Source organism: Pontibacter sp. BAB1700, assembly GCF_000277005.1.
GTDB classification, from domain to species: domain Bacteria; phylum Bacteroidota; class Bacteroidia; order Cytophagales; family Hymenobacteraceae; genus Pontibacter; species Pontibacter lucknowensis.
Window position 1 is genome coordinate 1 of sequence record NZ_AKIS01000045.1, and the last position, 13,731, is coordinate 13,731.

The 13,731-nt window shown below is 50.4% G+C and carries 8 protein-coding genes and 2 pseudogenes; all 10 read left to right on the plus strand.

The genetic code is table 11. The features are described from left to right. The first annotated feature begins 112 nt into the window (after positions 1-112). Positions 113-250, plus strand: a complete 138-nt coding sequence (locus O71_RS06160) for a hypothetical protein (protein ID WP_007654411.1) — start codon at positions 113-115, stop codon at positions 248-250. Between the two features lie 19 nt (positions 251-269). Further along, positions 270-986, plus strand: coding sequence for a DUF4292 domain-containing protein (locus O71_RS06165; protein WP_237717729.1), 717 nt, complete (start codon positions 270-272; stop codon positions 984-986). A gap of 83 nt (positions 987-1,069) precedes the next feature. Beyond that, positions 1,070-2,305: a murein hydrolase activator EnvC gene (locus O71_RS06170; RefSeq protein WP_007654413.1), complete on the plus strand. Its 1,236-nt coding sequence runs from the start codon at positions 1,070-1,072 to the stop codon at positions 2,303-2,305. Positions 2,306-3,033: 728 nt separating this feature from the next. Continuing rightward, on the plus strand, positions 3,034-3,243 hold the full coding sequence (locus O71_RS06175) for a twin-arginine translocase TatA/TatE family subunit (protein ID WP_007654419.1): 210 nt from the start codon (positions 3,034-3,036) through the stop codon (positions 3,241-3,243). Positions 3,244-3,261: 18 nt separating this feature from the next. Then, the gene (locus O71_RS06180) at positions 3,262-3,474 is read left to right on the plus strand and encodes a twin-arginine translocase TatA/TatE family subunit (protein WP_007654420.1); all 213 of its coding nucleotides are present in this window, start codon (positions 3,262-3,264) and stop codon (positions 3,472-3,474) included. A 1-nt stretch (position 3,475) separates the two neighbouring features. Continuing rightward, positions 3,476-4,912 carry an Asp-tRNA(Asn)/Glu-tRNA(Gln) amidotransferase subunit GatA gene (gene gatA, locus O71_RS06185; RefSeq protein WP_007654422.1) on the plus strand — a complete coding sequence of 479 codons (1,437 nt, stop codon included), beginning with the start codon at positions 3,476-3,478 and terminating at the stop codon, positions 4,910-4,912. Positions 4,913-4,918: 6 nt separating this feature from the next. Further along, positions 4,919-6,430 (plus strand): lytic transglycosylase domain-containing protein, encoded by a 1,512-nt coding sequence (locus tag O71_RS06190; RefSeq protein WP_007654423.1) that lies wholly within the window; start codon positions 4,919-4,921, stop codon positions 6,428-6,430. 295 nt (positions 6,431-6,725) lie between these two features. Then, complete coding sequence (locus tag O71_RS06195; protein ID WP_007654426.1) at positions 6,726-8,999, plus strand: NADP-dependent malic enzyme; 2,274 nt, start codon at positions 6,726-6,728, stop codon at positions 8,997-8,999. After that, positions 9,000-9,592 (plus strand): annotated as a pseudogene (gene ruvA / locus O71_RS06200) (Holliday junction branch migration protein RuvA). Positions 9,593-9,664: 72 nt separating this feature from the next. Next, positions 9,665-13,731 (plus strand): annotated as a pseudogene (sprA, locus tag O71_RS06205) (cell surface protein SprA); the annotation flags it as partial.

A 13,731-nucleotide genomic window follows, 5' to 3' on the forward strand; every position in this document is an offset into this window, starting at 1 on the left:
AGGACGTTACGTAGGCTTGGTTAACCAATCGGATTCGGAATGGCCTCAAGGACGGTTMCGGTAAGGCTTGGTTAACATTCGGAATTCGGAATTKCTCRAGGACGCTACCATCGTGGAGCATTACGGTGATGTGCTGTTCAAACTCGGCAAGCGTGACGAGGCTGTCAGGCAGTGGGAAAAAGCCAAGCTTAAGGGAGAAGCCTCCGCTTTCCTTGACAGAAAGATAAAAGAAAAGAAACTCTATGAATAAACAGCTTCTGCTATGCCTCTTGAGCATAGTCCTGTTTTCCGCCTGCAAAAAAGAAACGATCCCTTCTGCCGCAACCGCCGCCACTGAAACAGTTGGTAATGTCACCGTCCAAAATCTGGAATTCACTTACCTGAATGCCCGTGGCCAGCTTAAGTTTGATGACAAAGGCCAGAGCACGTCCTCAGGCTATGCCTTGCGCATGCAGAAAGACAGCGTAATCTGGATCTCGGTGTTGCCAGGGTTAGGTATAGAAGCAGCCCGCATCAAGCTGACACCTGACTCAGTGTACATGATGAACCGCATCCAGCGCGAGTACGCCGCCACTGATTACGCCTTCTTGAGCAAGCGCTTCAACGTAGCACTCGACTTTCAGGTGGTACAGGCCATCCTGCTGGGCAACTACCAGGCCAACGGCTCCGAAAAAGCCACCAACCAGGGGCAGATGCAACATGTGCAGCAGCTGCGGCAGAACCTGCTCTTCGACTACTTCATCAGCTCCGAAAACCTGAAGCTGCAGCAGCTCAACGTAAAAGACCAGCTTTCCGGCAATAGCATTGTGGTACAGTATGAGGGCTTTCAGCCTTTGGGCAAAGTCCCTTTTGCGCACAACATGCTGGCCCAGATACTGCAGTCAGGCCAGATTTCTGATTTCAATCTGAACCACAGTAAAGTCACCGTTTCTGAAGATGTACTGGAGTTCCCCTTCAGCGTTCCTTCTGGTTACAAGCGCCTTTAGCCGAATAAAATCTTCGGGGTTCTGGTTCGAGCCATTTAGTTTTGCCATATTTGTAAGCTAAGTGTAGTATACCCCTATTTCTGATGAAGGCCCTTTACAAATCAGCCTTTTTTCTGATCGTTCTGCTGTTGCCGCTGACTACCCAAGCCCAGAAACAAAAATCGAAGGCGCAGCTCGAGAAAGAGAAAAAGGAAAACCTAAACCGTATCAAAGAAGCGAACCGCATTCTGCAGCAAACCAAAGTGCAGAAAGAAGCTTCTATTGGCCAGCTCAATGCCATTCAGGAAAAAATAACTGTTCAGAAAGGTGTTATCAGCACTATTTCACGCGAAATAAAGCTATTAGAGTCAGGCATGAAGGAAACAGAAGGCATTGTAGGTGAGCTGCAAGCCGACCTGGAAAGCCTGAAAGCTGAGTATGCCACCATGGTATACGCCGCCTCCAAAACCGCCAACAGCTACAACAAGCTCATGTTCGTTTTCGCAGCCGATTCATTCAACCAGATGGTGCGACGCCTGCGCTATCTGCAGCAGTACTCTGAGGCCCGCAAGAAACAGGTGGAGCAGATAAACAAGGTACAGGCCGCCCTCACCGGCCAGCTCCGTACGCTGGAATCGCAGCGGGAAGAAAAACGCAGTCTGCTTGACAAGCAGATGGTGGAGAACAAAAATCTACTATCGCTCCGCACCCAGCAGGATGGCATGATCCAAAAACTGAGCAAGCAGGAAGAGCAGCTTAAGAGAGAAGTGGCCCAGCGCCAGCAGGCAGTTAAAAAGCTCGATAACCTGATCGCCGATATTGTGAAGGAAGAAATGGCCCGTGCCGCCCGAGCTGCTCGTGAAGAAGGCCGCGCCACCAGCGGAAGCGCAAGCAAGATCACCCTTACCCCGGAGGCGGCCCTGATTTCATCATCGTTCGCTGGCAATAAGGGACGTCTTGCGTGGCCTGTGGATCGTGGCTTTATATCTCAGAAATTCGGTCGCCACAACCACCCGGTACTAAAAGGAGTGGTCACTCAAAACAATGGCATCGACATACAGACCAGCCAGGGAGAACCTGCGCGTGCAATCTTTGAGGGCAAGGTATTAACAGTCGCCAGTGTGCCGGGCATGAATAACATTGTGATGGTGCAGCATGGAGAGTACTTTGTGGTATACGCCAAGCTGCGTACGGTCAGTGTTAAAGAGGGACAGGATGTCAAGCCGAAAGATGTAATTGGCACAGTGTACACGGATGCCAACGGCACTACTGAACTTCAATTCCAGCTTTGGAAAAACAACACCAATCTAAACCCTGAAAGCTGGATCAGACCAAAGTAGACCTCATGTTATATCTGCCATAAAAAAAGCGCAGCGGATTACCATTTAAGGTGTCCACTGCGCTTTTTGGCTTCTAATTACTTTATAGGTTTACTTTCTATACCCCTATAAAGAAAAAACACCCTACAAAGCAGGGTGCCTTTCCAAGCTATGAAAACAAACTTAAAATTATATTCAGACACTTTCTCCCAGTATGGAAGGACGGTGTTAAATTTCTAGGATTAATTTACAACCTTTAAATTACACTTGCAAACAGAAGATTAAAAAAACTTAATATTTGTTTTCTTCTTAGATTGCGACTTCATTTCTACCCCGGTTGGGTGATTCAGTGCGATTCGGCTGCGTAAGGCATATTACAAGTAGCTTGCCAAAAATATCAAAAGAACCAACTGGCTGATTATCAGCCTTAAGACATGTATCACACAACCCAATTTTTCCCTCCACAGGAAACCATTTTTCCATTTTGGGAAAAAGACATACCAAAATAGCTCAGGAACATGGCGTCTGCGGGAGAATCTGAAATTTATTTGCCAATCTATACGCCTTCGGCCAGCTGAAGTTGCAACCAACTTGCAAAGAGCCTGATAACATTATAATTGCCCCACAAGAATGCAACTCCAGCGCGAAATTCAAGATATTGACATGCTGGTAAACTAATGTAGCCAAATGTGGGTTTAATTAAAATATAAGCTTTATTTTTGCAGCAATTCATCTTAAATTTTAAGACTATGGTACTTACCAACACACTAGCATTTATCCAGAACATTGGGGGTGGTTCGTTAATCCTGATCCTTGTGGTGATTCTGCTTCTTTTTGGAGCAAAGCGCATTCCAGAGCTTGCAAGAGGTCTGGGCCGTGGTATCCGCGAGTTTAGAGATGCGACCAAAGAGATCAAAGACGATCTGGAAAACTCAACAAAGGATACTCCTGTAAAGTAATTTCCGGCATAACGCTTTATGATACTTAGTGCAATTCTCCTCTTCCTGGCAGACCTGGGAGGAGGAGAAATTCTTGTTGTACTAACCGCAGTACTTCTGCTTTTTGGCGCCGATAAACTTCCAGGCATGGCACGTTCTGCCGGCCGCGGTCTCCGTAGCTTTAACGATGCCAAAAACGAAATCCAGAACGAGCTCGAACGCTCCATCAAGGACATAAAAAAGCCTGAATAGTTTGAAACCATACCATTCACTACGTGACATTCGCAGCGATATTGCCAACGGGCAACTTTCGTGCAGACAGCTGGTAGAGCACTACCTTCATAACATTAAGCAGAAACCTGAGCTAAATGCTTTTCTGGAGATATTCGAGGACGAAGCATTTGCCCAGGCTGACGCCGTAGACAAGAAAATCGCTTCAGGCCATGCCGGCAAACTGGCAGGTATGGTAATCGGCCTAAAGGACGTGCTTGCTTATGAAGGTCACTCCCTGCAGGCATCCAGCCAGATTCTTGACGGCTTTAAGTCGCTTTACACAGCTACAGCCGTGCAGCGACTGCTTGCAGAAGATGCTATTATCATCGGTCGACAGAACTGTGACGAGTTCGCAATGGGTGCTTCTAACGAGAACTCTTCATTCGGACCTGCGCTTAATGCCGATGACACGACCCGCGTACCGGGCGGCTCGTCTGGTGGTTCGGCCGTAGCCGTGCAGGCAGACCTTTGCTTGGCTTCGATTGGATCTGACACGGGCGGTTCTGTGCGCCAGCCTGCTTCTTTTTGTGGTGTAGTTGGCTTAAAGCCTACCTACTCGCGCATTTCCCGCTATGGCCTGATCGCCTATGCCTCCTCGTTCGACCAGATCGGTATCATTTCAAAGAGTGTGGAAGACGCCGCCCTGCTATTGGAAGTAATGGCTGGAAGCGATGAGTATGACAGCACAGTAAGCCATCGCCCGGTACCTGCTTACAGTCAGATGCTGGAGTCAGATAAAAAGTACAAAATTGGTTATATCCGTGACTGCTTCGAGAGCGAAGGTCTGGACGCCGAGGTAAAAGAAAGCATCCTGGGCGTGAAAGATATGCTCAAAGACGCAGGTCACCAGGTTGAAGCCGTGGAATTCCCATACCTGGATTTCATGGTACCTACTTATTACATTCTCACCACAGCGGAGGCCAGCTCAAACCTGGGACGCTTTGATGGCGTGAAGTATGGCTTCCGCAGCGAGAACGCAACCGATCTTACCTCCCTTTACAAAAAAACGCGTGCCGAGGGCTTTGGTCCGGAGGTACAGCGCCGCATCATGCTGGGCACCTTCGTGCTGAGCGCCGACTACTACGACGCCTACTATACCAAGGCACAGCGTGTGCGTCGTCTCATAAAAGAGAAGACAGACGAGTTGCTGCAAAATTATGATTTTCTTATATTGCCTACCGCTCCTACTACAGCCTTCAGGCTAGAGGAGAATACGGCGAATCCGTTGGCCATGTATTTGGCTGACATCTTTACGGTTCAGGCCTCGCTAGCTGGTGTTCCTGCCATTTCTATTCCGGTAGGTCGCGATGCCAATGGCCTTTCCATCGGGTTACAATTAATGACCCGCTCATTTGAGGAGCCGCAATTGCTGGCCTTCTCAAATTACATACTGGACAAGCTAACCGTTGAAGCATAAAATATAATGATGCAGTTTAGACTCTTTACAGTACTTGCAGCACTGGTTGGAAGTATATGGGCTTTCCATGCCCAGGCTTCTGGCTATACGATCAGGTTCGAAAGGCACACAGCAGAGGATTCTTTAAGAAAACTAAAAGCAGACACCACTTTCCTTTCAGAAGAGGAAATGGCCCTGCTCGTAGAGTACATCCCTTATGAGCCCGACGAGGTGATTCAGGACAGGCTGAGCTGTATTGAGGCTGACATACCGTTGGTGTTCAACAAATTTGTGCGCAACCACATCGACTACTTCACTGTCCGTAACAGAAAGTATACGCGCACCATGATTTCCCGCGAAAATGTGTATTTCCCGATCTACGAGAAGTACCTGAAGAAGTACAACATGCCGCAGGACATCAAGTACCTTTCCATTGTAGAGTCTGGCCTGAACCCGAAAGCAGCCTCTTGGGCTGGTGCGGTTGGCCCCTGGCAATTTATCAAGTCAACTGGCAAAGAGTATGGCTTGAACCAGGATCAGTACATTGACGAGCGCATGGACATAGAGAAGTCCACAGATGCGGCGATGCGCTTTTTGAGCAGGCTCTATCGTACGTATGGCGATTGGGAACTAGCTATGGCTGCTTACAACTGTGGCCAGGGTAATGTAAACAAAGCGATCAGAAGAGCAGGCGGTGGCAAAAAGACGTTTTGGGAGATTTTCCCATACCTGCCAAAGGAAACACGAAGCTACGTGCCTTCCATGACTGCCGTGATCTACGCCATGAAGTATGCCCCAGAGCATAATATCTTCTCTGATTCCATTCTTTATGCACCTGAATATGCTTATCTGGAAGTGAACCAGGCGCTGGACCTGAAAAAACTGGCTACCGAACTTCATGTAGACTCCATGGCTTTGGTGGCCTTAAATCCCGAGCTAAAGCAGACGACACTCCCCGCTACTATGCGCAATTACAAGCTGCGCATTCCGGCACAGGCGACCAAGCTGCTGGCTGCTGAGCAAAGTTGTATTTTGTTAGCTGCGGCTCCAACGCCTCCACCTGCCAAACATATTGCACCGCCAGCCGAGTCACCAGTTATGCTGGCCTCTACCTCTGCCCTGGAAGCTTCTAAAGATAGTCTGGTGCAGGCAACCTATGTTGTGCAGCGTGGCGACAACCTGTTCGGTATTGCCCGCAAGTATGGTGTCTCGATAGAGGACCTGAAAGAATGGAATAAGCTTGATGGTTCTTCTATCAGAGTACAGGACAAACTACTGGTATGGCAGCCCGCCCCGGAAGCAAGTCCGGCATTGTTAGCATCTGCCGGAAACAATACCAACAAAGTAACCAGCGCACCAGCTAAAGCTAAGCCAGCTCAAAGTAAAGCTCAACAAGAGCGCGTCTATCATGTGCAGCCAGGCGATACACTCTGGACTATTTCCCAACGTCACGAAGGGGTGACAGTCGAAAAAATAAAGAAGCTGAACAAACTAAAAAACAGCGCAATCAAACCTGGGCAACAGCTGATTCTAGGTTAAGCTGATAGGTATAAAACCAGCGAGACACTCTTCCAACTGAAGGGTGTTTCGTCGTTTATAGCCTGCTTGTATTATCAATTTATTGCAATACGTCACAGTTGCCAGCTTCAGATTATCAGCTGTCTGATAAAAAACACAATATTCTGATAGATGAAGGTTTTTCAGAACGTATCTTTGTCGATTACGGCTTTGATAAACCATAAAATCTTATCAAATTGGCTTTTAGCTTTCGCCTCATTGGCATAAGCTAAAAGTGCGAGGGAACATAACACGAGATAACACAACAACGCATACCATGATCAAAGTAAACAAAGAGGACGCACTTAACTACCACATGCAGGGCCAGCCCGGCAAAATAGAAGTAGTGCCGACCAAAATGCTGAGCACACAGCATGACCTGGCTCTGGCTTACTCTCCTGGAGTAGCTGAGCCCTGCAAAGAAATAGCCGCTGACAAAGAGAATGTTTATAAATATACCGCAAAAGGAAACCTGGTAGGGGTAATTTCAAACGGAACTGCAGTACTGGGCTTGGGAAATATTGGTCCTGACGCCTCTAAGCCAGTAATGGAAGGAAAAGGTGTATTGTTCAAAAAATTTGCAGGTATAGATGTATTCGACATTGAGATAGATTGCACCGACCCTGAGGAATTCATCCGAATCGTGAAATCGCTGGAGCCGACCTTCGGCGGCATTAACCTGGAGGATATCAAGGCTCCTGAAAGCTTCAAAATAGAGAACGCGCTGAAAGAGCAGATGAATATTCCGCTCATGCACGATGACCAGCATGGCACGGCCATCATTTCGGCTGCAGCTTTGCTGAACGCACTGGAGCTCGCTGGCAAAAGAATCGAAGAAGTACAGATCGTGATGAACGGGGCAGGTGCCGCCGCCATTGCCTGCGCCAAGCTTTATGTGGCTTTGGGCGCCAAACTTGACAACATCGTGATGTTTGACAAGGACGGTATCATCCGTCCGGAGCGTAACGACCTTGATATTTACCGTGCCCAGTTTGTAACGCTGCGCAAAATCAACATCCTGGCTGAGGCCATGAAAGGTGCTGACGTGTTCATCGGACTTTCGGCTGGTAACGTGCTGGATCCTGAGCTGGTGAAACTGATGGCGAACGATCCGATCATATTCGCGCTGGCTAACCCAGACCCGGAAATTCCTTACGCCGTGGCAATGGAAACCCGTGAGGATCTGATCATGGCAACAGGCCGTTCAGATCATCCGAACCAGGTAAACAACGTTCTTGGCTTCCCCTATATCTTTAGAGGAGCACTGGATGTGCGCGCCACTGAGATCAACGAAGCGATGAAACTAGCTGCTGTGCGCGCCTTGGCGGACCTCGCGAAAGAACCTGTTCCGGAGATGGTGCACAAGGCCTATGGTGACAACACCATTTCTTTTGGCCGCACTTACCTTATACCTAAGCCGCTCGACCCACGCCTGATCACCACGGTATCGCCGGCGGTGGCAAAGGCAGCCATTGAGAGTGGTGTCGCCAAGCACCCGATCACCAATTGGGAGGCTTACGAGACAGAACTGCAGGAGCGCATCGGCATCGACCAGAAGCTGATGACCCGTATTACCAACCAGGCCAAGAAGAACCCGAAAACGGTAGTATTTGCCGAGGCAGATCATTACAAGATCCTGAAAGCGGCTCAGATCGTAAAAGAGCAGCGCATTGCCAACCCGATCCTGCTGGGCAACAAAGCACGTATTGCCGCAATCATTGAGGAAACCAACCTGGACCTGCACGACTGCGTGATCATCGACCCATACGAAGAAGAGCAAAAGCGCGAAGAGTTTGCCCAACTCCTTTACGCAAAGCGCCAGCGCAAAGGCCTTACGCTGTTTGACAGCCGCCGCCAGATGCGCGACCGCAATTACTTCGGTGCCATGATGCTCGAAACCGGCGAAGCAGATGCACTTATCTCAGGTCTTACCCGCGACTATTCCAAAACCATTCTACCGTCCTTACAGATAATAGGGGTTGAAGAAGGTATAAACAAAGTGGCAGGTATGTACATCATCCTGAGCAAAAAAGAGCCTTATTTCTTTGCCGATACAACCGTAAACGTAAACCCGACTGCCGATGAACTGGTAGATATCATTGGCCTGACAGCCCGTGCTGTTCGTTTCTTTGACACAGAGCCTCGCATGGCCGTATTGTCGTACTCTAACTTTGGTTCGGTACAGGGTGACATACCTAACAAAGGAGCTGAGGCAGTGCGCAAAGCAAAGCAGCGCTACCCTGACCTGATGATAGATGGCGAGATGCAGGCGAATACGGCCATGAACCGACACCTGCTGAAGGAGCATTATCCATTCAGCGAACTAGCGGACAAAGGAGCGAACACACTTATTTTCCCGACGCTTACATCGGGCAACATTGCCTACAAACTGCTACAGGAAATAGGTGGTGCTGAGGCGATTGGCCCGGTATTGATGGGTATGCGCAAACCTGTGCATATTCTACAACTGGGCAGTTCTATCCGTGAAATCGTTAACATGGTGGCCATTGCTGTCGTAGATGCTCAAAACTATAATAATAAACATATATAGATGATTGCATACATTGATGGCAAGCTTGCCGTAAAAGATCCAACCTATGTCATTGTTGACGTCAATGGCATAGGCTATCAGATCAGGATCTCCCTCAGCACATATTCGTCGCTGCCAGAGGGAGAGCGCTGCAAGTTGCATACCTACCTGCACATCAAGGAGGATGCTCATACCTTGTATGGCTTCACTACGGCCGCCGAGAAGGAAACCTTCCTGCACCTGATCTCCATATCAGGTGTAGGACCAATACGGGGCTTATGATTTTGTCATCACTTTCGGTAGACGAGGTGCAGCAGGCTATAGTGCGGGAAGATGTGCGTACGATTCAGCATGTGAAGGGAATCGGGGCCAAAACTGCGCAGCGCATCATATTGGAATTAAAAGATAAAATAAAGAAAGAAACCATGTTGGCTGGTAGCACAGTAGTTCCGGTTTCTGCACACAATACGTCACGGGCAGAAGCGTTATCAGCATTAGTTACACTAGGCTTTGCCAAGAACGTGGCAGAGAAAACGCTCGATGCAATCATCAAGCGGGAGGACAGAAGCCTTAGCGTAGAGGAACTTATAAAATTTGCCTTAAAGTCTTCTTAATCGGTAGAGCCCAACTTGATCTGGAAAAGTAAAAAAAACAGCCTGCTGTTTGCTACGGTTGCTGCTATCACTATGCTGGCATGGTGGTCGCAGGCTGCAGCATTGCGTTCACACAGCAGGTTTCAAACCCTTATTTTTTCAGATTTTTTCCAACAGGATACCATTCCGCAGGACTCTGCCCGACTACAACCCTATATCCCAAGTCGCCGCCCGACTTTTACGCCGAGCGATCGGCTTGGGAATCCTTTTGGCACCCGGCCAAGCTCTTCGCCCCTGCTACTAGGTCAGCCGTCTAATATTGAGCTTGAGATACAGCTTGACGACAGCCTGCAGCAGTACAACATCAACGAGCGCATGGGTGAACTGGACTACCGCCTGCCATCTACCATGTCATGGGAGGAGTACTCACGCTACCAGCGCCAACAGGCTATACGCGATTACTGGCGCAGCAAGTCCGCTGGGTTGGATGGTGAAAGCGTAGTAAGCGGTCGCCGCCTGGTACCCAAGATCTACATCAGCCCGGTGTTTGACCGCGTGTTCGGAGGAAACTTTGTGGACATTCAGCCGAACGGTAATGTCAACCTGAAATTCGGAGCCCGCTTTAACCGCAACGAGAACCCGTCCATCCCCCTTCGACAGCAGCGCACCGGTGACTTTGATTTCGATCAGAACATCTCGCTCAACCTGGTGGGTAAGATCGGTGAGAAAATGCGCCTGAACTTTAACTGGGACAACAACGCCAACTTCGAGTTCGAGAACAACATGAAGCTGGACTATACCGGCTTTGAGGAGGAGATCATTCGCAAGATAGAGGCCGGTAACGTGAGCCTGCCGCTCAACAACTCCCTCATCACCGGCGCCCAGAACCTCTTCGGTGTGAAAACACAGCTTCAGTTCGGCCGGTTGGGCGTAACCACCATTGCCGCCAACGTGCGCGGACGTAACGACGAAGTGGTGATCCAGAACGGGGCACAGAACAAGCCATTCGAGATCAGGGCCGACAACTACGACCGTGACCGCCACTTCTTCCTGTCGCAATTCTTCAGGGCCGCTACGACCGTACTTTGCAGAACCTGCCGTTGGTGAACTCCGGTATCGTGATTCGCCGATTGGAACTGTACGTGACCAACAACAACCGCGGCACTGAGAACCTGCGTAACATGGTGGCTTACATGGACCTCGGGGAGGCGGACCCATTCCGCAATCAGTTTGAGCGCAACCCACTGGCTCCGGCCGCTAACAATGCCAACGGACTTTATGGCCAGATCGCCAATAACCCCAGCGCCCGTAACAACGACCAGGTAGACGCATACCTGAGAAGCCTGGGTCTGCAGAAAGCCATCGACTTTGAACATGTGCGCGCCCGTCGTTTGGACCCGCGTGAGTATAAGTTCAACCCACAGCTGGGTTATATCTCGCTTACCACAGCCCTGCTACCTGACCAGGTACTAGGCGTAGCCTTTGAGTATACTTATAATGGCCAGACCTACAAGGTAGGTGAGCTGATGGAGGACTATCAGAACCTGCGTGACGACCAGGTTATCCACATGAAGTTGCTGAAGGCCACCAACCCGGCCCTGGAGTATCCGACCTGGGATCTGATGATGAAAAACGTCTACAGCCTGGATGCGACACAGGTGAACCGTCAGAACTTCCAACTTCAGATCGTATACAAAGACGACGAAACAGGCGTCGATATCACGAGCTTGAAAGAGCCGAGCCCAATCCAGAACATCCCGCTGATCGAGGTGCTCAACCTGGATAACGTGAATACGAACAATGACAAACCACGCGATGGCAACTTCGACTTCCTGGAAGGTATAACCATTGACCCCGAGACCGGGCGTATCATCTTCCCGGTGGTGGAGCCGTTTGGCTCATACCTGGCCAGCCAATTTGAAGGACGGCAGGATCTGATCGAACGCTACGTATTCCAGGAGCTCTACGAACAGACCCAGACTGATGCCCAGCAGAACACACTGAAGGCAAAGTTCTTCCTCAAAGGCCGTTTCCAGGCCAGCTCTACGGACGAGATCATGCTGCCGGGCTTCCGTATTGCCGAGGGTTCGGTAGCAGTATACTCGGGTGGAACACGTCTGGAAGAAGGCACCGACTACCAGGTGTTCTATGACCTGGGCCGCATCAAGATCCTGAATCCGAGCTACATCGCGTCGGCCAGTGACCTGCGTGTGACCTATGAAAAAGCTGAACTGCTCAATATTCAGCCTCGGACACTTCTCGGCGCCCGCTTCGACTACCGCGTGAACAATGACCTGAATCTGGGCGGCACCGTGCTCCACCTGAACGAGCGGCCTTACATCAACCGCGTGAGTATCGGCGACGAGCCAACCAACAACACAATTTATGGCCTGGATGTGAACTTCAACCGGGAGTCGCGCTTCCTGACGAAGATGACGGATATGATTCCGTTCATCCAGACAAAAGTGCCGTCGAGCGTGACCTTCAGCGGTGAGTTTGCACATCTGGTACCCTCACCGTCCAAGTCGCCGGTGAACGAAGACGGCACCTCATACCTGGATGACTTTGAAGGCGCCGAAACACCGTTTAGTCTGGGGGGCTTTAACAACACTACATGGCGATTAGCTGCCACTCCTGCCCCGCTGGCGCAGGGCGATGGCCTGGAGCATGCCTACAACCGTGCCCGTGTGGCCTGGTATACCATCGACCAGATCTTCTACCGGGACAGCGAAGGCCTGCGCCCGAGCAATATCAACGACGAAGAACTCCGGAACCATTATGTGCGCCCTGTTCCCCGTTACGAAGTGTTCCCTGGCCGTGACCGTGAGATTGCCAACGCCTATGAGTATACCTTCGATATGGCTTACTACCCACGGGAGCGCGGGCAGTACAACTACAATCCCAACCTGGACGCACAGGGCAGACTGCAGGGCGACCCGCGCAAGAACTGGGGCGGTATCAGCCGTGAGATTACCTTTGATACAGACTTTGACAATGCCAACGTGGAGTATGTGGAGTTCTGGCTCATGGATCCTTTCCTGACAGGACCGAACGGACGGAAAGATGCCAACGGCAACCCGATCGTAAGCAACGAAGGAGGCGAGCTTGTGCTTAACCTGGGCAATGTGTCGGAGGATATTCTGAAAGACAACCGCTACTCATTTGAGAACGGCCTGCCAACCTCCGCGAGTGATAACCAGAACTTACAGACTACCGAGTGGGGCCGCGTGACCACACAGCAATTCCTGACCGATGCTTTCTCGGCTGTGCCAGGCGCACGTGCATTCCAGGATATAGGCCTCGATGGTTTAGGCGATAATGCAGAGCGTGAGTTTTTCCAGAATACCTTCCTGGGCCGAATACCTGGCGGAGCACCTCAAAATGTCCTCTCCGACCCGTCAGCTGATAACTTCCTGCACCACCTGGATGCGAGCTACGACCAGCAAAATGCCGGCATTCTGGAACGTTACAAGCGCTTCAACGGCATGGAGGGCAACTCACCGGAGCAAAGCCGTTTCTCTAACTATGCTTTCCCGGACAAGGAAGACCTGAACCGCGACAACGTGATCAGTGACCTGGAGCAGTACTACGAGTATAAGATCCGACTGCAGCCGGGTGACATGAGCGTAGGCCAGAACTACATCGTGGACAAGATCGTGGACACCAGAACTGGTGAGGAGGTAACCTGGTACCAGTTCCGCGTGCCGGTACGCCAGCCAACGGGCAATGTGGGCAACATCAATGGCTTCAAGTCGATCCGTTTCATGCGCATGTACATGACTGAGTTTGCCGACCCGGTGGTGCTTCGGTTTGTGCAGTTCCAGTTTGTGGCCAACCAGTGGCGTACTTTCCTGCAGCCGATCACCGACGGCAACCCTTGCCTGAACTGTACGGATGATGCCCGCTCGTTTACAGTTTCGACAGTGAACATAGAGGAAAACAGTGAGACAGGCAATGATGAAACGATCATTCCTTATGACATGCCACCAGGTATAGAGCGTCTGCGCGACTATGCCGCTACGAACAACCGCCGCCAGAATGAGCAGTCGCTTCAACTTTGCGTCGAGGACCTGAAAGACTCTTTCTCCAAGGCCGTGTACAAGAACCTGTCCATCGACATGCTGATTTACAAGCGCCTCAAGCTGTTCCTGCATGCCCAG

Bases quoted from the DNA above. Each gene is read 5' to 3' on its own strand.
- O71_RS06170 (WP_007654413.1), top strand. From the start codon at position 1,070: ATGAAGGCCCTTTACAAATCAGCCTTTTTTCTGATCGTTCTGCTGTTG.
- O71_RS06175 (WP_007654419.1), top strand. From the start codon at position 3,034: ATGGTACTTACCAACACACTAGCATTTATCCAGAACATTGGGGGTGGT.
- O71_RS06180 (WP_007654420.1), top strand. From the start codon at position 3,262: ATGATACTTAGTGCAATTCTCCTCTTCCTGGCAGACCTGGGAGGAGGA.
- O71_RS06190 (WP_007654423.1), top strand. From the start codon at position 4,919: ATGATGCAGTTTAGACTCTTTACAGTACTTGCAGCACTGGTTGGAAGT.
- O71_RS06195 (WP_007654426.1), top strand. From the start codon at position 6,726: ATGATCAAAGTAAACAAAGAGGACGCACTTAACTACCACATGCAGGGC.